16 protein-coding genes are annotated in these 18,290 nt (G+C 74.9%); 11 read left to right on the forward strand and 5 right to left on the reverse strand.

Annotated features, from left to right (window positions below):
• Positions 1-527: 527 nt before the first annotated feature.
• Positions 528-1,496: a serine hydrolase gene (locus ACVWNX_RS28650; RefSeq protein ID WP_454411081.1), complete on the reverse strand. Its 969-nt coding sequence runs from the start codon at positions 1,494-1,496 to the stop codon at positions 528-530.
• 200 nt (positions 1,497-1,696) lie between these two features.
• Here ACVWNX_RS28650 and ACVWNX_RS28655 point away from each other — a divergent pair, with 200 nt between their 5' ends.
• Complete coding sequence (locus tag ACVWNX_RS28655) at positions 1,697-2,428, forward strand: SseB family protein (protein ID WP_454411082.1); 732 nt, start codon at positions 1,697-1,699, stop codon at positions 2,426-2,428.
• A 303-nt stretch (positions 2,429-2,731) separates the two neighbouring features.
• Here the strand turns inward: ACVWNX_RS28655 and ACVWNX_RS28660 are convergent, their stop codons facing one another.
• Positions 2,732-3,118, reverse strand: a complete 387-nt coding sequence (locus tag ACVWNX_RS28660; RefSeq protein WP_454411083.1) for a DUF1844 domain-containing protein — start codon at positions 3,116-3,118, stop codon at positions 2,732-2,734.
• 418 nt (positions 3,119-3,536) lie between these two features.
• On the opposite strand from ACVWNX_RS28660, the gene infC reads away from it, so the two are divergent.
• The 8 genes from infC (at position 3,537) to ACVWNX_RS28700 (ending at position 12,482) form a co-directional block, all read left to right on the forward strand.
• Positions 3,537-4,229 (forward strand): translation initiation factor IF-3, encoded by a 693-nt coding sequence (gene infC, locus ACVWNX_RS28665; protein ID WP_454414980.1) that lies wholly within the window; start codon positions 3,537-3,539, stop codon positions 4,227-4,229.
• A gap of 106 nt (positions 4,230-4,335) precedes the next feature.
• Positions 4,336-4,530: a 50S ribosomal protein L35 gene (gene rpmI / locus ACVWNX_RS28670; RefSeq protein ID WP_003947156.1), complete on the forward strand. Its 195-nt coding sequence runs from the start codon at positions 4,336-4,338 to the stop codon at positions 4,528-4,530.
• Positions 4,531-4,630: 100 nt separating this feature from the next.
• The gene (gene rplT, locus ACVWNX_RS28675) at positions 4,631-5,017 is read left to right on the forward strand and encodes a 50S ribosomal protein L20 (RefSeq protein WP_351247848.1); all 387 of its coding nucleotides are present in this window, start codon (positions 4,631-4,633) and stop codon (positions 5,015-5,017) included.
• Positions 5,018-5,167: 150 nt separating this feature from the next.
• The gene (locus tag ACVWNX_RS28680; RefSeq protein ID WP_454411084.1) at positions 5,168-6,013 is read left to right on the forward strand and encodes a TrmH family RNA methyltransferase; all 846 of its coding nucleotides are present in this window, start codon (positions 5,168-5,170) and stop codon (positions 6,011-6,013) included.
• Between the two features lie 159 nt (positions 6,014-6,172).
• Positions 6,173-7,303 carry a sensor histidine kinase gene (locus ACVWNX_RS28685; RefSeq protein ID WP_454411085.1) on the forward strand — a complete coding sequence of 377 codons (1,131 nt, stop codon included), beginning with the start codon at positions 6,173-6,175 and terminating at the stop codon, positions 7,301-7,303.
• Between the two features lie 228 nt (positions 7,304-7,531).
• Positions 7,532-8,656 (forward strand): phenylalanine--tRNA ligase subunit alpha, encoded by a 1,125-nt coding sequence (gene pheS, locus ACVWNX_RS28690; RefSeq protein ID WP_454411086.1) that lies wholly within the window; start codon positions 7,532-7,534, stop codon positions 8,654-8,656.
• Positions 8,656-11,184: a phenylalanine--tRNA ligase subunit beta gene (pheT, locus tag ACVWNX_RS28695; protein WP_454411087.1), complete on the forward strand. Its 2,529-nt coding sequence runs from the start codon at positions 8,656-8,658 to the stop codon at positions 11,182-11,184. Before pheS ends, pheT begins: the two co-directional genes overlap by 1 nt.
• A gap of 107 nt (positions 11,185-11,291) precedes the next feature.
• Positions 11,292-12,482 carry a PP2C family protein-serine/threonine phosphatase gene (locus ACVWNX_RS28700; RefSeq protein WP_454411088.1) on the forward strand — a complete coding sequence of 397 codons (1,191 nt, stop codon included), beginning with the start codon at positions 11,292-11,294 and terminating at the stop codon, positions 12,480-12,482.
• Positions 12,483-12,745: 263 nt separating this feature from the next.
• Here the strand turns inward: ACVWNX_RS28700 and ACVWNX_RS28705 are convergent, their stop codons facing one another.
• Positions 12,746-13,606 carry a 3-hydroxybutyryl-CoA dehydrogenase gene (locus ACVWNX_RS28705; RefSeq protein WP_454414981.1) on the reverse strand — a complete coding sequence of 287 codons (861 nt, stop codon included), beginning with the start codon at positions 13,604-13,606 and terminating at the stop codon, positions 12,746-12,748.
• 198 nt (positions 13,607-13,804) lie between these two features.
• On the opposite strand from ACVWNX_RS28705, the gene ACVWNX_RS28710 reads away from it, so the two are divergent.
• Entirely contained in the window at positions 13,805-15,067 is a 1,263-nt protein-coding gene (locus ACVWNX_RS28710) for a glycoside hydrolase family 10 protein (protein ID WP_454411089.1), read from the forward strand.
• Between the two features lie 60 nt (positions 15,068-15,127).
• Here ACVWNX_RS28710 and ACVWNX_RS28715 read toward each other — a convergent pair whose 3' ends face one another.
• Both ACVWNX_RS28715 and ACVWNX_RS28720 read right to left on the reverse strand, forming a co-directional pair.
• On the reverse strand, positions 15,128-15,355 hold the full coding sequence (locus ACVWNX_RS28715) for a DUF1918 domain-containing protein (protein ID WP_454411090.1): 228 nt from the start codon (positions 15,353-15,355) through the stop codon (positions 15,128-15,130).
• Between the two features lie 107 nt (positions 15,356-15,462).
• Complete coding sequence (locus ACVWNX_RS28720) at positions 15,463-16,608, reverse strand: DMT family transporter (protein WP_454411091.1); 1,146 nt, start codon at positions 16,606-16,608, stop codon at positions 15,463-15,465.
• On the opposite strand from ACVWNX_RS28720, the gene ACVWNX_RS28725 reads away from it, so the two are divergent.
• Complete coding sequence (locus ACVWNX_RS28725; RefSeq protein ID WP_454411092.1) at positions 16,607-18,064, forward strand: aminotransferase-like domain-containing protein; 1,458 nt, start codon at positions 16,607-16,609, stop codon at positions 18,062-18,064. The two genes, ACVWNX_RS28720 and ACVWNX_RS28725, sit on opposite strands and share 2 nt — an antisense overlap.
• Positions 18,065-18,290: the final 226 nt, after the last annotated feature.

Raw genomic sequence — 18,290 nt, forward strand, 5'->3', positions numbered from 1 at the left:
GGAGACGCGGTGAACGACCCGACCACCCCTCAGGAACCCGCAGCGAGCACCACACCTGAACCAGGACGCCCCCGATAAGGGGTGCGGGGAACGGCGCGAGCACCCCCAGCGAACCCGCAGGGGACACCGCACCTGAGCCAGGACGCCCCCGATAAGGGGCGCGGGGAACTGCGCGAATGACCACAGCGAACCCGCAGAGGGACGATGCCCCCGGCTAGAACGCACCCGTTGGGGGCGCGAGGAACGGCGCGAGCACCCCCAGCGAACCCGCAGGGAGCACCGCACCTGAGCCAGGACGCCCCCGATAAGGGGCGCGGGGAACTGCGCGAATGACCACAGCGAACCCGCAGAGGGACGATGCCCCCGGCCAGAGCGCACCCGTTGGGGGCGCGGGGAACGGCGCGAGCACCCCGGACCACAGGGGCGAGACACCGACCCGCACCGACCGAGGCGCGCCCGGCGCACAAGCACGTGCCCGAGGGAGCCACCGACCGACTCGGGGCGCGAGCGGAGGAACGGCGACCGGCTCAGGTCCCGGCGGCGACCTCCACCGCCGCCCCGGCGACCCGCTCCACCACCCCGATCCCCTCCTCCAACGACGCATGGCCGTCGGACAGCACCGCCACCAGGTACTCCCGCCCGTCCGCAGTCACCCGCCCCACGCTGTTGACCACCCACAACCCCGTCGCGGACCGGGGCAGCCACCCGTTCTTCAGCTCCGGGTCCCCGTCGCCCGCCGCCGAGACCCCCCAGTCCTGCCCCTTCGTCACCCGCCCCATCAGCCGCCGCAGGAACGCCCGCGACGAGGCGTCCAGCGCCGCCCCGTCCTCCGGGGCGAACACCGCCCGCAACAGCGCCACCTGGTCCACCGCCGTGGTCCGGGTCAGCCCCCAGTGCCCCTCGGTGCCGCCCCGGGTCTCCTCCAGCCCCAGCCGCTCGTTCGCCGCGTCCAGCCCGTCGGACCCGCCGACGCTCCTCCACAGCGCGCTCGCCGAGTCGTTGTCGCTGTACTCGATCATCGCTGCCGAGAGCCGCCGCTCGTCCGCCGTCAGCGACCGCCCCGACCGCTGGGCGTCCAGCAGCAGCGCGGCCAGGATGTCCACCTTCACGATGCTGGCGGTCACGAACGGCGTCGACCCCCGGTAGGCCAGCGGCTCGCCGGGTCCGTCCAGGGGAGCCACCGCCACCGAGAACCGTGACCTCCCCCGGAGGCGGACGTTCTCCATGGCCCGGGCCAGCCGCTCCGCCCGGCGGTCGGCGTCCTGCCCGGACGCCCTGGCGGACCCCGTCGGGGACGGCCGCGCGGCGCCCGGGGACGACGACCGGGACGCCGTGTCGGGCGGCCCCGAGGAGGCCGGACGGGTCCGCCCGGAGGACGACGCGGGCGAGGAACAGCCCAGCAGTCCGCCCAGTAACGAGCCGAGGAGTATCAGCAGGACGATCCGGCGCCCGGACGGGGCGGTGCCCCTCGCCGGTGCGGATGAGCGCGGCAACATGCGGGGGATGCTCCGGCGCCCTCGTGTGGGTCCCGTGAGATGAATCTCAGCTTCCGCTGAGAATGCGGGCGGACCCCTCCCCGCCCCCTCGCCCCGGCCCGGGTCGGCCCCCACGGGGGCGTGTGACGGCCCGGCCCGCCGCCCCCGCCGGCCGGACACCACCCACCGAGGCCCCCACCGGGGCCCACTAGGATCGGCCCGTGGCGAAGAAGAGCATCCCGCAGCCCGGTTACTCCGACGACGACGGTTCCGCGGACCCCCGGCTGAGCGCCGCGCTCACCGCCTGGGCCGCCGACCGCACCGCCGAGGGACCCCTCCTGGAGGCGCTGCGGGGCACCCGGCTGCTGGTCCCGATGGTCGCCCTGCTGGGCGAGGTCGAGGAGGACGCGAACGGGCTGCGCCGCGAGAAGACCAGCGAGATGGCCGTGCCCACGCTGAAGGCGCGCGGCCGCACCGCCCTGCCCGCCTTCACCTCCACCGAATCCCTCGCCCGCTGGGACCCCGCCGCCCGTCCCGTCGCCGTCCCCCTGGAGCAGGCCCTGCGGGCCGCCGCCCACGAGAAGGCCGACACCGTCGTCATCGACGTCGCGGGACCCGTCCCCTACGAGCTGACCGGACCCGCGCTGCTCGCCCTCGCCGAGGGCCGCGTCAGCACCGACCCGCTCGCCGACCCGGCGGTCACCGGGGCGGTGCGGACGATCGTCGCCGCCGAGCCCGCCGTGGTCGCCGCCCATCTGGGCCCCGGCCCCGCCGACGGGGTCCTCGCCCTGGTCCTGGACCCGGCGGCGAGCGCCGCCGAGGTGGTGCGGGCCCTGGCCGGACGCCTCGCGGAGGACCTGACCCTGCGGGCGAGGCTGGTGCGCGGCCTCGACCTGGCGCTGCTGCCGCCGGGCACCGTCCCGCCCGGCCGCCCGCTGTACACCCGCGCCTGACGCGTCCCCGCCCGCCCGGCCGCACCGGACCGACCGTCGGCCCCTCCCCGGGGCCGGTCCCGGCACGACTCGGGGAAGCGGTCCCGGAGCTGCCGGGGGGAGGGGCCCCGGCACGGTCCGGAGAGGTACCGGAACCCGACCGGGGAAGGGCCCGGCACCGACTGGGGGAGGGGTCCCGGCGCGTCCCCCAGGCAGACGTCCCCCGCACCGGGAAAAGAACGAGGCCCCCGCACAGGCGGGGGCCTCGGCGCCGGACCGGCCCGTGCGTACGGACCCGTCCGGCGGGGGTGGTGCGGGCGGGGGTCAGCCGTAGACCGCGCCCGTGTACTTCTCGCCCGGACCCTGGCCCGGCTCGTCCGCCACGGTGGACGCCTCGCGGAAGGCCAGCTGGAGGGACTTCAGACCGTCGCGCAGCGGGGCCGCGTGGAAGGAGCTGATCTCGGTGCCGCCCGCGTCCACCAGACCGGCCAGCGCGTGGATCAGCTTGCGGGCCTCGTCGAGGTCCTTGTGCCCCTCGCCGTCCTCCGCGAGACCGAGGTTCACCGCGGCGGCGCTCATCAGGTGGACCGCCACCGTGGTGATCACCTCGACCGCGGGGACGTCCGCGATGTCCCGGGTCATGGTGTCGAAGTCGGGGGCCGTGGCCTCGGCGGCCTCGGCGGCCGGGCTCTCAGGGGTGGCGTCGCTCATGCCCCCACGATAGGCCGCCGTCCGGCGGGCCGGAGACCGGCCCCGGCGGCCCGCGCCCCGGGGACCCGCCCGGGGCGCGCGGCCCGGGTCCCCGCTGATTGGCCCTCTTGACGTGGAGCTGTTAACTTGTAACCACGACCGGCTGGGCATTCGCGTGCCCGGCCCACAAGTGGAGGCTCCGCTCTCCCACCTGACCGCCCTCCGGGGCGGCGGGTCACCGGTCAGGCGATCGTACTCCTTCGGGGTGCGAGCAGCCCGAATGCGCGCCCCGCTTCGTCGCGGCGGTGCTCCGGTACGCAAGGAGCCCCGTTGTGATCGTCCGGGGCATTTTTCGTGTACCGGCGCGGTTAGGTCTAACGAAAAGAGACGTTACGCGGCTGTCCGCCAGGCCGCCGCGTGGTGCTATCGAGGAGGATCCATCAGCGCCGAGCCCCGCATCAACGACCGGATTCGCGTTCCCGAGGTGCGACTTGTCGGTCCCAGCGGCGAGCAGGTCGGAATCGTTCCGCTCGCCAAGGCCCTGGAGCTTGCCCAGGAGTACGACCTGGACCTGGTCGAGGTCGCGGCGACCGCCCGTCCGCCCGTCTGCAAGCTCATGGACTACGGGAAGTTCAAGTACGAGTCGGCCATGAAGGCCCGTGAGGCGCGCAAGAACCAGGCGCACACGGTCATCAAGGAGATGAAGCTCCGGCCGAAGATCGACCCGCACGACTATGACACCAAGAAGGGTCATGTCGTCCGGTTCCTCAAGCAGGGCGACAAGGTCAAGATCACGATCATGTTCCGTGGTCGCGAGCAGTCCCGGCCGGAGCTCGGCTACCGCCTGCTCCAGCGGCTCGCGGAAGACGTCCAGGACCTGGGCTTCGTGGAGTCCAATCCGAAGCAGGACGGCCGAAACATGATCATGGTCCTCGGTCCGCACAAGAAGAAGACCGAGGCGATGGCCGAGGCCCGGGAGGCCCAGGCCGCCCGCAAGGCCGAGCGCCAGGCCCAGCAGCCGGGCCGCGTGCAGCAGCCCGCCGCCGAGGAGGAGGCCCCGGCCCCCGCCGAGGCCGCGGAAGCTCCCGCCGAGGTCGCGGAGGCCCCGGCCGAGGCGTCCGCCGAGGCGTGATCCCAGGGCTCGCGTCCGGGGATGTCCAACCACATACATGACGCTCCACCGTGCCCGGTCCCCGGACCGGGCGCCGGGGCGCCACCGACGAGGAGATAACGGCGCTATGCCGAAGAACAAGTCGCACAGCGGTGCCAGCAAGCGCTTCAAGATCACCGGCTCCGGCAAGGTGCTCCGCGAGCGTGCCGGCAAGCGCCACCTGCTCGAGCACAAGTCGTCCCGTCTGACGCGTCGCCTCACCGGCAACGCCGAGATGGCCCCGGGCGACGCCAAGAAGATCAAGAAGCTTCTCGGCAAGTGACGTCCGGCCCCTGAGGGGGCCGAGCGACGTCGGGACCGGGACCCAATCGATTACCGGGCCGTGTGAAGAGCACCACGGCCCCGCTACAAGGAGCTAACAAGTGGCACGCGTCAAGCGGGCAGTCAACGCCCACAAGAAGCGCCGGGCGATCCTGGAGCAGGCCAGCGGCTACCGCGGGCAGCGCTCGCGCCTGTACCGCAAGGCGAAGGAGCAGGTCACCCACTCCCTCGTCTACAACTACAACGACCGCAAGAAGCGCAAGGGCGACTTCCGTCAGCTGTGGATCCAGCGGATCAACGCCGCTGCCCGCGCCAACGGCATCACCTACAACCGCTTCATCCAGGGTCTGAAGGCCGCCAACATCGAGGTGGACCGCAAGATCCTCGCCGAGCTGGCCGTCAACGACGCCAACGCCTTCGCGGCGCTGGTCGAGGTCGCGCAGAAGGCGCTGCCGAGCGACGTGAACGCCCCGCGCGCGGCTGCCTGAGCCGTCGCCCCCGCCGCTCAGCGGCGGTGACGTCCGGACCCGTGGACCCGACCGGTCCACGGGTCCGGCTGCGTCCGCCCACGGTCCGGCCCCGGCCGACGACCGGGCGGACGCCGCCCGTACCGAACCCTCGACCACCGGGAGAGCCCGATGACCACCGGCCCCGAGCTGATCTCTCCGCGATCCGCGCGGGTCACCGCGGCCAGACGGCTCGCGCGCCGCAACGTCCGGGGCAAGGAACGCCTCTTCCTGGCCGAGGGACCCCAGGCCGTACGGGAGGCGGCGGCCCACCGCGTGGCCGACCGCCCCGTCCTCGTGGAGCTCTTCGCCACCCCGGACGCCGCCGACCGCTACCCCGACATCGTCGGGGAGGCCCGGAGCGCGGGCGCCCGCGTCCACCTCGCCGGTGAGGACGTCATCGCGGAGATCTCCACCACCGTCACCCCCCAGGGGCTCGTCGGGGTCTGCCGCTTCCTCGACACCCCCTTCGCGGAGATCGTCGCCGCCCGCCCCCGGCTGGTCGCGGTCCTCGCCCACGTCCGCGACCCCGGCAACGCCGGAACCGTGCTGCGCTGCGCCGACGCCGCCGGGGCCGAGGCCGTCGTGCTCACCGACGCCTCCGTGGACCTCTACAACCCCAAGGCGGTCCGGGCCTCCGTCGGCTCCCTGTTCCACCTGCCGGTGGCCGTCGGCGTCCCCGTGGAGACCGCGGTCACCCGGCTGCGCGAGGCGGGGACGCGGATCGTCGCCGCCGACGGCGCGGGCACCGACGACCTGGACACCGAACTCGACCGGGGCGCCATGGGCGGCCCCACCGCCTGGGTCTTCGGCAACGAGGCGTGGGGCCTGCCCGAGGAGACCCGCGCCCTCGCGGACGCCGTGGTCCGGGTCCCCATCCACGGCCGGGCCGAGAGCCTCAACCTCGCGACCGCCGCCGCGGTCTGCCTCTACGCCTCCGCCCGCGCCCAGCGCGCGGAGGGCGGCTGCCGAGCGTAGGGAGCGCGCGGACAGGGCGCCCACCGGCCGTCCCGCCGTCCCCCGCGCGCCCCACGGGTCTCCGCGCGTCACACGTGACTGGTAGTAGGGGACCGGCGACTAGTAGGGTGACGAACTCGGGGGCCCACTGCGCCAGTTCGAGAGGTGGGGTACGGGGTGATGAGGGTCGGAACCAGCGGTGCGGCGGCCACGGACGGCACGTCCGGTCCGGACGCGGCACCCTGCCCTGACGTGTACGGGATCGCCCCCGACGACCTCCCCGACGGGCTGGTCATCGCCGACGAGGGCGGCCGGGTCATCTGTTTCAACGCCGCAGCCGCCCGGATCACCGCCGTCCGCCCCGCCGACGCCCTCGGCGCCCCGCTGGAGCGCGCCCTCCCGCTGGAGGACCTGGAGGGCCGCCGCTGGTGGCGGCTGACCGACCCCTACGGCGGCCTCGCCATCCGGGGCGGCCAGCCCGAACGGAACCTGCTGCTGCCCGGCGGCCGGGAGGTCATGGTCACCGCCCGCTACGTCCGCACCGAGCCCAAGGGCCCCGTCCGCCGGGTCGTCGTCTCGCTGCGGGACACCGAGGGCCGCCGCCGCACCGAGCGCAGCCACGCCGAGCTGATCGCCACGGTCGCCCATGAGCTGCGCTCCCCCCTGACCTCCGTCAAGGGCTTCACGGCCACCCTGCTGGCCAAGTGGGAACGCTTCACGGACGACCAGAAGCGGCTGATGCTGGAGACCGTCGACGCCGACGCCAACCGCGTCACCCGGCTGATCGCGGAACTCCTGGACATCTCCCGCATCGACTCCGGGCGCCTGGAGGTCCGCCGCCAGCCCGTGGACATCGGCGCCGCCGTCGGCCGCCACGTCCAGGCGCACGTCGCCGCCGGACAGTCCGCCGACCGCTTCCTGGTCCGGCTGCGCCAGCCGCTGCCCGCGCTCTGGGCCGACCCCGACAAGGTCGACCAGGTGCTCAGCAACCTCCTGGAAAACGCCGTGCGGCACGGCGAGGGAACTGTCACCATCGAGGTGGCGCCCTCACCGTCACCCAGGGAACCCGGGATCACCGGAACCTCGGTCACGGTCAGCGACGAGGGGCCCGGCATCCCGGAGGAGTCCATGAACCGTGTCTTCACCCGCTTCTGGCGGGGCAGCAAGCGCGGCGGCACCGGGCTCGGCCTCTACATCGTCAAGGGCATCGTCGAGGCCCACGGGGGCACCATCACCGTCGGACGCTGCCCCACCGGAGGGGCCCAGTTCCGATTTACCCTGCCCGTGGCCACCCCCGCCTATCTGGTCTGAGGGTCCACGGGCACCGCAGTCAGGGCGGCCTCCCCGGCCGGTGCCCCGTACGCCACCGCGGTGCGACGGCAGGGCCTACGGCACGGGGGCGCCTCCCGACCCCGTTAGACTCGGCCTTTGGCACCTTTGCGTCCCCGTGGTCCGGGACGGCGACGTCCCCACCCGGGACGGGGCGCCCACGAGCCGGGCCGGGGACCATCCGCCAGCCAATCGGAAGCACGGGAAGAGATGTCGGCACCGAACAAGTCGTACGACCCTGTCGAGGTCGAGGCACTGAAACCGGAAGAGATCGAGCGGACGCGGGACGAGGCGCTCGCCGCCTTCGCCGCCGCCGGCGACCTCGCGCAGCTCCAGGAGGCGAAGATCGCCCACACGGGCGGCACCTCCCCGCTGGCGCTCGCCAACCGGGAGATCGGCGCACTGCCCCCGCAGGCCAAGGCCGAGGCGGGCAAGCGCGTCGGACAGGCCCGGGGCGCCGTGAACAAGGCCCTCGCCGCCCGTCAGGCGGAACTGGAGGCCGAGCGGGACGCCCGGGTCCTGGTGGAGGAGGCGGTCGACGTCACCCTGCCCTACGACCGCGTCCCGGCCGGTGCCCGGCACCCGCTGACCACCCTCATGGAGCGGGTCTCCGACGTCTTCGTGGACATGGGCTACGAGATCGCCGAGGGCCCCGAGGCCGAGGCCGAGTGGTTCAACTTCGACGCCCTGAACTTCACCCCCGACCACCCCGCCCGGCAGATGCAGGACACGTTCTTCGTCGCCGGTCCGGACGGGGACGGCGCGGAGTCCGGCGTGGTGCTGCGCACCCACACCTCCCCGGTGCAGGCCCGCGCGCTGCTCGGCCGTGAGCTGCCCGTCTACGTGGTCTGTCCCGGCCGGGTCTACCGCACCGACGAGCTGGACGCCACGCACACCCCGGTCTTCCACCAGATCGAGCTGCTCGCCGTGGACGAGGGCCTGACCATGGCCGACCTCAAGGGCACCCTCGACCACATGGTCCAGTCGCTCTTCGGGCCGGACATGAAGACCCGGCTGCGGCCCAACTACTTCCCCTTCACCGAGCCGTCCGCCGAGATGGACATGCTCTGCTACGTCTGCCGCGGCGAGTCCGTCGGCGACCCCGACCGCCCCTGCCGCACCTGCGGCAGCGAGGGCTGGATCGAGCTGGGCGGCTGCGGCATGGTCAACCCCCGGGTGCTCGTCGCCTGTGGCGTCGACCCGGAGAAGTACAGCGGATTCGCCTTCGGGTTCGGCATCGAACGGATGCTGATGTTCCGCCACAACGTCGAGGACATGCGAGACATGGTCGAGGGTGACGTCCGCTTCACCCGGCCGTTCGGGATGGAGATCTGATGCGGGTCCCGCTTTCCTGGCTGCGGGAGTACGTCGACCTCCCCGCCACCGAGACCGGTCGTGACGTCCAGACCCGGCTGATCGCCGCCGGTCTGGAGGTCGAGACCGTCGAACCGCTCGGCGCGGGCCTCAAGGGCCCCCTCGTCGTCGGTCAGGTCCTCACCATCGAGGAACTGGAGGGCTTCAAGAAGCCCATCCGCTTCTGCACCGTCGACGTCGGCACCGCCAACGGCACCGGCGCCCCGCAGGAGATCGTCTGCGGCGCCCGCAACTTCTCCGTGGGCGACAAGGTCGTCGTGGTGCTGCCCGGCGCCGAACTGCCCGGCGGCTTCGCCATCGCCGAGCGCAAGACCTACGGCCGGGTCTCGCGCGGCATGATCTGCTCCAGCGACGAACTGGGCATGGGCGACGACGGCACCAAGGGCATCATCGTCCTGCCGCCCGAGCACGAGGTCGGCACCGACGCGATCGAGCTGCTGGAACTCGTCGACGAGGTCCTCGACATCGCGGTCACCCCCGACCGGGGCTACTGCCTGTCGATGCGCGGAGTGGCCCGCGAGGCCGCCACCGCCTACGGACTGCCGCTGCGCGACCCCGCGCTGCTCGACGTGCCCGGCCCCAACGCCTACGGCTACCCGGTCCAGGTCGACGACCCCCGGGCCTGCGACCGCTTCACCGCCCGCACGGTCACCGGACTCGACCCCGAGGCCCGCTCCCCGATCTGGCTGCGCCGCAGGCTGCAGAAGGCCGGGATGCGCCCGATCTCGCTGGCCGTCGACATCACCAACTACGTGATGCTGGAGCTGGGCCAGCCCCTGCACGCCTACGACCGGCACCGGGTGGAGGGCCCCCTCGGGGTCCGCCGCGCCGAACCCGGCGAGAAGCTCACCACCCTGGACGGCACCCAGCGGGTCCTCGACGCCGAGGACCTGGTGATCACCGACAGCCGCGGCCCGGTCGGGCTCGCGGGCGTCATGGGCGGCGCCGACACCGAGATCGCCGACGCGGCCGCCGGGCCGCACGGCGGCGAGGCCACCGGCACCACCGAGGTGGTCATCGAGGCCGCGCACTTCGACGCGGTGACCATCGCCCGGACCGCCCGCCGCCACAAGCTGTCCTCCGAGGCGTCCAAGCGCTTCGAGCGCGGGGTCGACCCCAAGGCCGCCTCCGCCGCCGCCCAGCGCACCGTCGACCTGCTGATCCTCCTCGCGGGCGGCACCGCCGACGCGGGCGTCACCGAGTTCATCGGCCCCGACGCCCCGCGCACCATCCGGATCCACGCCGACCACCCGGACCGGGTCGCGGGCGTGGCCTACGGCCGGGAGACGGTCGTGCGCCGCCTCCAGGAGGTCGGCTGCGACGTCTACGGACAGGACGAGCTGACGGTCACCGTCCCGTCCTGGCGGCCCGACCTCACCGACCCCAACGACCTCGCCGAAGAGGTCATCCGGCTGGAGGGCTACGAGAACCTGCCCTCCACCCTGCCCCGGCCCCCGGCCGGACGCGGACTCACCGAACGGCAGCGGCTGCACCGCCGGGTCGGCCGGGCGCTCGCGGGCGCGGGCTACGTCGAGGCGCTGAACTACCCGTTCCTCGGGGAGCAGGCGTTCGACCAGCTCGGTCTCGCCGCCGACGACCCCGACCGCCGCACCGTCCGGCTGGTCAACCCGCTCAGCGACGAGGAGCCCGCGCTGCGGACCACGCTGCTGCCGGGGCTGCTCGCCGCGCTGCGCCGCAACGACGGACGTGGTTCCCACGACCTGGCGCTGTTCGAGACCGGGCTGGTCTTCCACCCCCGCGAGGAGCGGCGGACCGCGGCCCGGCTGCCGGTGGACCACCGCCCCTCCGACGAGGAGATCATGGGGCTCACGGCCGCGCTGCCGGTCCAGCCCCGGCACGCCGCGGTCGTCCTCGCGGGCGCCCGTGAGCAGGCCGGCTGGTGGGGCGCGGGACGCCCGGCCGACTGGGCCGACGCGGTCCAGGCGGCCCGTACCGTGGCCCGTGAGGTGGGCGCCGAACTCATCGTCGAGCAGGGGCAGTACGCCCCCTGGCACCCGGGCCGCTGCGCCGCGCTGTTCGTCGCCCTGGACGGGGTCAAGACCCTCGTCGGACACGCGGGCGAGCTGCACCCCCGGGTCGTCAAGGCGTTCGGGCTGCCCGCCCGGACCAGCGCGATGGAGCTGAACCTGGACCTCCTCCAGCGTTCGGGCGAGTCGGTGCCGCAGGCGCCCCGGATCTCCACCTTCCCGGTGGCGACCCAGGACGTGGCGCTCGTGGTGGCCGCCGAGGTGCCCGCCGCCTTCGTGGAGCACCAGCTCCGCCTGGGCGCCGGTCCGCTGCTGGAGTCCGTCCGGCTGTTCGACGTCTACACCGGCGACCAGATCGGCGAGGGCCGCAAGTCGCTGGCGTACGCGCTGCGCTTCCGGGCCCCCGACCGCACGCTGACCGTCGAGGAGGCGTCGGCCGCCCGTGACGCGGCCGTCGCCCGGGCGGCGGAAGGCGCGGGCGCGGTGCTGCGCGGAGCCTGATCCACCGGGCCGCCGGGGTCGCACCCGGTCGGCGTCCCGCTCGGGGGCGCGTCCTGATCACAGGGGCGCGCCCCCGAGCCGTTCCCGCTCCCCGCTCACTCGATCGGGTGGCAGCGCCGGTCGTCCCGCCCACCGGGGGGCACCGGCTCGCCAGAATCGATCCGGCCGTGCGGGTTTCGGCCCAGGAGCAGGGCTACGAGGGGACCACCGGCATGATCCGCGTCAGCTGGGGGCCCACCACCCCCCGGGTCCGGTCCGCCGCGCGGGCGCTGGGGCCGCCGACCCTCTGGGGCGCGCTCGCCGTCGGCTACGAACTGCTCTGCCCGCTCGCCCGGGACCCGGGGACCCGGGCCCGGATCGTCACCGGCGCGGTGTTCCTGGTCCTCGGGGCGGGACTCGCCGCTCATGTCCGCGCCCGCGTGCTGCGCGAGGTCCGGCAGCCGTGGCGGATCGCCCACGCGGCCCGGAGCGTCCTGCTGCGCCGTCTCCCCGAGCGGATCGGCGGCCTCGCCCTTGCCGGGGGCCGGATCCCCGCCGGACGCGGCGACCGGGTCGGCGGCGACCTCTACGACGTCCTCGCCACCGAGCACGGGGTGCGGATCGTCGTGGGCGAGGTCCGGGGCCACGGCCTCGCCGCCCTGTCGACGGTCGCGGCCGTCCTCGGCGGCTTCCGCGAGGCCGGGCACGACGAGCCGGAGCTGACCGGGGTGGTGCGACGGCTGGACCGCGCGCTCGCCCGGCACCTCGGGGACCGGCCCGGACCGCCCCCGGACGGCCCGCTCACCGAGGAGTTCGTCACCCTGCTGCTGGTGGAGATCGACGCCGACGGCGAGGTCGTCGCCGTCAACTGCGGCCATCCGTGGCCCTACCGGCTGCGCGCCCTCACCGGGCCCCGGGGCGCCCGGGGCCGGGCCTTCCCCGTCAGCGAGGCCGATCCGCTGCCGCCGCTCGGCCCCTTCCCGCTCCCCGCCGACCCTCCGCTGGTGCGCTGCGGACGGCTGCGACCGGGCGAGGCGCTGTTCCTGCACACCGTCGGGCTGGTCGACGCCCGGGACCGCCGGGGCCGGCCGTTCTCCCCGGAGGTGGCGCTGCTGAACGCCATCCGCACGGTGCCGCTCTCCCCGGACGGGGTGGTCCGCGCGGTCCTCGGGCAGCTGTCGCGGCACACCGGGGGGTCGCCCGACGCCGACGTCACCGTGCTGGTGCTGCGCGAGGACGGCGACCGCGCGGAGCCCCGGGCGGGCGGTCCGGTGCCCCGGCCCGCGCACCGGGACGGCCGGGCGGCGGTCCGGGGGTAGTCACCGGGGGCGGTGGGCGGATTCCGGACGGGGCGCGGGGGCGCTGTGGGTTGCCCGGTCCGGCCGTGGCACGCCTGTTGGGGCTGGGGCTGGGGCTGGGGCTGGGGCTGGGGCTGGGGCTGGGGCTGGGGCTGGGGCTGGGGCCCCGGCCGAGGCCGTGGCGTGCCGGGAGCGTGGGCGGGCCCCGGGGCCCGGTCAGCGTCCGGACCCGGTGGCCGTCCGGACCCGGTCGTCGTCGTCCGGGCCCGGCCGTCGTCCGGGGCTCAGCCGTAGGTGTAGAACCCGGAGCCGGACTTCCGGCCCAGCCGTCCCGCGTCCACCATCCGCTGGAGCAGCGGCGGGGCGGCGTACAGCGGTTCCTTGTACTCCGCGTACATGGAGTCGGCGACCGAGGCCACCGTGTCCAGGCCGATGAGGTCCGCGAGCCGCAGCGGGCCCATCGGGTGCGCGCAGCCCAGCTCCATCCCGTTGTCGATGTCCTCGCGGCTGGCGATCCCCGATTCGAACATCCGGACCGCCGACAGCAGATACGGGATGAGCAGCGCGTTCACCACGAACCCGGAGCGGTCCTGGGCCCGGATCGCGTGCTTGCCCAGGGTCTTCTCGACCATCAGCTGGGCGCGGCCGAGGGTGCCCTCGGAGGTGGTGAGCGCGGGGATCAGCTCCACCAGCGCCTGCACCGGGGCGGGGTTGAAGAAGTGGATGCCGATGACCTGGTCGGGCCGTGAGGTGGCGACCGCCAGCCGGACCAGGGGGATGGAGGAGGTGTTGGAGGCGAGGATGGCGTCCGGCCGGGTCACCACCTGGTCCAGGATCTGGAAGATCTCCGTCTTGACCTGCTCGTTCTCCACCACGGCCTCGATCACCAGATCGCGGTCGGCGAACTCGCCGAGGTCGGTGGTGAAGCTCAGCCGGTCCTGCGCGGCCGAGCGTTCCGCCTCGCTGATCTTGCCGCGTTCGGTGGCCTTGGCCAGGGAGCCGTACAGCCGGGTGCGGCCCAGCTCCAGGGCCTCGCCGGTGGTCTCGGCGACCCTGACGTCCAGTCCGGCGCGGGCGCAGACCTCCGCGATCCCCGCACCCATCTGGCCGCAGCCCACCACTCCGACGCGTGTGATGTCGGTCAGCGTGTCCGTCACTTCGTCCCCTTCGTGAACCTCGTTCCGAGCGGGCCGGGCGGGCCCGAACGGCTGCCTCCGTCCCGCACGGTACTCCGGATCTTCCCGCCGCCCGGTCGCCGGGGGTCGGGCATCCTGGGGGGACGGGGCCGGTCACGGCGTCCGGGGGACACGGCGTGGTGCCGGAGCGGAGAGGCGGGACGGCGGATGGGGTTCGTGAGCCGCAGGGAGTTCACGGTGGGATCGATGGCGGCCCTGGCCGGGCTGGCGGTGGCCGGGGACGCGGCCACCGCCAGCCCCCGGCCGCCCGCCACCGCTCCCCGTCGGGAGGTCCCCGAGACCCGGGGGATGTGGCTGGCCAGCGTCACCAACCGGGACTGGCCCTCCAAGGCCGGGCTCACCGCCGCCGAACAGCGGGACGAGCTGCTGCGCTACCTCGACGTGGCGGTGGAACGGCGGCTGACCGCCGTGATCCTCCAGGTCCGGCCCACCGCCGACGCCCTGTGGCCGTCCCCGCACGAGCCCTGGTCGCAGTACCTCACCGGGGTCCAGGGCCGTGACCCGGGATGGGACCCGCTCGGCACCGCCGTCGCGGAGGCCCATGACCGGGGGCTGGAGCTGCACGCCTGGTTCAACCCCTACCGCGTCGCCTTCCACACCGACCGGGAGCGGCTCGCCGCCGGACACCCGGCCCGCCGCCACCCGGAGTGGACGGTCCCCTACGGCGGCCGTCTCTACTACGACCCCGGTCGGCCGGAGGTCCGGACCTTCGTCCGGGACGCGATGCTGGACGCCGTCCGCCGCTACCCGGTGGACGCGGTCCACTGGGACGACTACTTCTACCCCTATCCGGTCGCCGGGCAGGAGTTCGACGACGACGCGTCCTTCGCCGAGCACGGCGCGGACTTCGAGGACCGGGCGTCCTGGCGCCGCCACAACACCGATCTGCTGGTGCGGGAGACCGCCGGGAGGCTGCGCGCGCTGCGTCCGGGCACCCGGCTGGGGATCAGCCCCTTCGGGGTGTGGCGCAACGCCGCCACCGATCCGCGCGGCTCGGACACCCGCGCCGGGGTGCAGACCTACGACGACCTGTACGCGGACACCCGCACCTGGGTCCGGGAGGGCTGGATCGACTACGTCTGCCCCCAGCTGTACTGGAACATCGGGTTCGAGGCCGCCGACTACGCCCGGTTGCTGGCCTGGTGGTCCGGGGTGGCGGAGGGCACGGACGTCGAGCTGTACATCGGGGAGGCCCTGTACAAGGCGGGCGACCCCGCCCAGCCCGCGGCCTGGCGGGACCCCGCCGAGCTGTCCCGCCACCTCGCCCTCGCCCGGGAGCGGTACCCCCGGGTGGACGGGCACGTCTTCTTCTCCGGCCGGGAGGTGCGCACCGATCCGACCGGGGCGATGGCCCGGGTGGTCCAGGACCATTACCGGGCGCGGGCGCGGGCGCGGGCGCGGGCGCGGTAGGGCGGTGGTCCGTGGGCCGGGGCGCGCCGCCGGGGCCGTCCGGCCGTGTCCGCCGGGGGCTCAGCGTCCGCTGCCGCCGCCGCGCCGGTCGCCGCCGCGCGGCGCGGAGCCGTGCCGGACGACGCAGTCGGGGCCGGGGGACTTGACGGCCTCGTGTCCGTTCTCGTAGCGGACGCGGTACGGCGGGCCGCCCGCGTCCCCCATCACCTCGACGATCTCCGCGACCCGGTCGTGCCGTCCGACGGTCCTGCCGTGCACCAGCAGCCGGTCGCCCTTGGTGGCTCTCATCCCGGTGCCCTCCTCGTCCGCCCGGCACGTGTCGTCCCGGGATGGTCCGTGTCGTATTCGTCAGTTTACGTCCGGGTTCGCCGCGAGGGTCGGGCGTGGGGTCGACGTCAGACGCGGGCCCGTTGGGTGACCGCGACGCAGACCAGTACCGCGGCCGCCGTCAGTGGTGCGGCCCAGCTCAGGGACTCGCCGAGCAGCAACACCGACCAGCCGAGGGTGAGCAGCGGCTGTGCGAGCTGGAGCTGGCTGGCGCGGGGGACGCCGATCGACGCCATGCCCCGGTACCAGACGACCAGTCCGAGGAACTGAGAGCCCGCCGCCACCCACAGCACTCCCGCCACCGCGCGGGCCGTCAGTTCGACCGGTTCGTGCGCCAGGGCCACCAGGGCTCCCGGCACGGTCAGCGGCAGGCACGCCACCAGCGCCCAGGCGATGACCTGCCAGCCGGGCAGGGTCCGGGCCAGCCGACCGCCCTCGGTGTACCCGGCGGCGCAGACCAGCAGCGCCCCGAGGAGGTACAGATCGGCGGTGCCCAGCGAGCCGCCGCCCCGGGTGAGGGTGAAGGCGGCCACGGCCAGGGCTCCCGCCGAGGCGGCGGCCCAGAACGCGGGGGAGGGGCGGCGCCCGGTGCGCAGCGTGGCGCAGACGGCCGTGGCCAGTGGCAGCAGTCCGATGACCACCGCGGCGTGCCCGCTGTCGGCGGTCCGCAGCGCGAGCGTGGTGAGCAGGGGGAACCCGAGGACCACGCCGCCCGCGACGACGGCGAGCCCCGGCCAGTGCGCGCGGTCCGGCACGGGGACGCGCAGGGCGAGCAGACAGCCGCCCGCGATCAGCGCGGCCAGCACTCCCCGGACGGTCACCAGCGACCAGGGGCCGAGGCCCGTGAGGCCCCAGACGGTGGCGGGGAAGGTGAGCGAGAAGGCGAGGACGCCCAGCCCCGCGAGGGCCGTCCCGCCGAGCCGGGCTCCACCGAGCCGGGCTCCGTCGGGTCGTGTTCCGCCGGACCGGACGGCGGGCCGGGTGCCGTCCGGCCGGACGCTGCCGGGCGGCGCCGGGGGAGTCCGGGGCGCGGGACGCTCAGGGGCGGCGGCCGGAAGCGCGTCCCCCGGAGGGGTGGTGACGGTCGGAGGTGCGGCGGCCGGAGGCGTGGTGGCCGGGGCGGCTGAGGCCGGGGGAGTAGCGGTCGAGGGAGCGGTGGTCGGGTCGATGACCGCTATCGTCTTGGATGAGGTAGCGCTATTGTCTGCTCTCATGCATGAGCGTAGCAGCGTCGATGAGCTGGTGGGTCTCCTTCGGGAGGAAGTGAAGCGCTACTCCCTGGATGAGAAGCTGCCGTCGAGTCGTTCGATGGTCGAGCGCTACCGGGTCAGTCCGGTCACCGTCTCCCGGGCGCTGGCGCGGCTCTCCGCCGAGGGGCTCGTGGTGACCCGTCCCGGCGCCGGTGCCTTCCGCGCCGGACCCCGCGCCGTCCCGTCCGCCCCGGTGGGGGACACCTCCTGGCAGGAGGTGGCGCTCAGCGCCGACGCCACCACCGATCCGGTGCCCCGGTCCGTCGACGCCTCCGGGGTCCTCGTCACCCTCGCCGCGCCCCCGGCCGGGGTCATCGAGTTCAACGGCGGTTATCTGCATCCGTCCCTCCAGCCGGAGCGGGCCATGGCCGCCGCGCTGGCCCGCGCCGGACGCCGCCCCGGCGCGTGGACCCGTCCGCCCGTGGAGGGGCTGCCCGAACTGCGGGAGTGGTGGGCGCGGGAGATCGGCGGCACCGTCACCGCCGCCGAGGTCCTCGTCACCGCGGGCGGGCAGTCCGCGCTCGCCACCGCGCTGCGCGCACTGGCCCCGCCCGGCGCCCCCGTCCTGGTGGAGTCCCCCACCTACCCCGGGATGCTGGCCATCGCCCGGGCCGCCGGGCTGCGCCCCGTGCCCGTCCCCCTCGACGCCGACGGGGTGCGGACCGGACTGCTCGCCGACGCCTTCCGGGCCACCGGCGCCCGGGTGTTCGTCTGCCAGCCGCTGTTCCAGAACCCGACCGGCGCCGTGCTGTCCGCCGAGCGCCGCCCCGAGGTGCTGCGGATCGCGCGGGAGGCGGGCGCCTTCGTGGTGGAGGACGACTTCGTGCGCCGTCTCGCCCACCAGGACTGCGGACCGACGCCCCGGCCGCTCGCCGCCGACGACACCGACGGGGTCGTCGTCCACGTGGGCTCGTTGACCAAGGTCACCTCGCCCAGCTTCCGGATCGGGGCGCTCGCCGCCCGGGGGCCGGTCCTCGACCGGCTGCGGGCCATCCAGGTCGTCGACACCTTCTTCGTGCCGCGCCCCTTGCAGGAGGCCGCTCTGGAGCTGGTCGGATCGCCCGCCTGGCCACGCCATCTGCGGTCCGTCGCCGAGGAGTTGAGGGTCCGTCGGGAGCGGATGCGGCTGGCGCTGCGGCTCGCGTTCTCCGACCTCGCCGGGGTGCGGGAGCCGCAGGTGGCCCTGGGCGGCTACCAGATGTGGCAGCGGCTGCCCGACGGCACCGACGAGGCGGGCGTCGTGGCGGCGGCACTGCGCCGGGGGGTGGCCGTGGCGCCCGGCCGCCCGTACTTCTGCGCCGAGCCCCCCGCGCCCCACGTACGGCTCAGTTACGCCGGGGTGGCGGGCCCGGCGGAGATCACCGAGGGTGCGCGCGGACTGCGGGCCGCCTGGGAGGACACCCGCTCCGGCGGCGCTTGAACCGGTTCCCGGCCCGGCTTCGAGCGACCGGGTCGGGCGACCGGTTCCCGAACCGCTGCCGGTGCCGGTACCGGGGTCCGCCCCCGGTGCCGCGCGGACCGCGTTCCCGCGCCGTCCCTCTGCCCGTCCCTTCCCGGCTCCCGCTGTTCCCCGGCCCCGCCGGTTCGTCGCCCCGCTGTTCCTCGGCCCCTCGGCCCCGGTCCGTCCCCCCTGGCCCCTCGGCCCC

It is taken from the genome of Streptomyces sp. JNUCC 64 (genome assembly GCF_054484115.1).

Excerpts from the sequence above, each read along its gene's own strand:
- ACVWNX_RS28650 (WP_454411081.1), bottom strand. The coding sequence starts at position 1,496 with ATGTTGCCGCGCTCATCCGCACCGGCGAGGGGCACCGCCCCGTCCGGG.
- ACVWNX_RS28660 (WP_454411083.1), bottom strand. The coding sequence starts at position 3,118 with ATGAGCGACGCCACCCCTGAGAGCCCGGCCGCCGAGGCCGCCGAGGCC.
- rpmI (WP_003947156.1), top strand. The coding sequence starts at position 4,336 with ATGCCGAAGAACAAGTCGCACAGCGGTGCCAGCAAGCGCTTCAAGATC.
- ACVWNX_RS28680 (WP_454411084.1), top strand. The coding sequence starts at position 5,168 with ATGACCACCGGCCCCGAGCTGATCTCTCCGCGATCCGCGCGGGTCACC.
- ACVWNX_RS28685 (WP_454411085.1), top strand. The coding sequence starts at position 6,173 with ATGAGGGTCGGAACCAGCGGTGCGGCGGCCACGGACGGCACGTCCGGT.
- pheS (WP_454411086.1), top strand. The coding sequence starts at position 7,532 with ATGTCGGCACCGAACAAGTCGTACGACCCTGTCGAGGTCGAGGCACTG.
- pheT (WP_454411087.1), top strand. The coding sequence starts at position 8,656 with ATGCGGGTCCCGCTTTCCTGGCTGCGGGAGTACGTCGACCTCCCCGCC.
- ACVWNX_RS28710 (WP_454411089.1), top strand. The coding sequence starts at position 13,805 with ATGGGGTTCGTGAGCCGCAGGGAGTTCACGGTGGGATCGATGGCGGCC.
- ACVWNX_RS28715 (WP_454411090.1), bottom strand. The coding sequence starts at position 15,355 with ATGAGAGCCACCAAGGGCGACCGGCTGCTGGTGCACGGCAGGACCGTC.
- ACVWNX_RS28725 (WP_454411092.1), top strand. The coding sequence starts at position 16,607 with ATGCATGAGCGTAGCAGCGTCGATGAGCTGGTGGGTCTCCTTCGGGAG.
- ACVWNX_RS28720 (WP_454411091.1), bottom strand. The coding sequence starts at position 16,608 with ATGAGAGCAGACAATAGCGCTACCTCATCCAAGACGATAGCGGTCATC.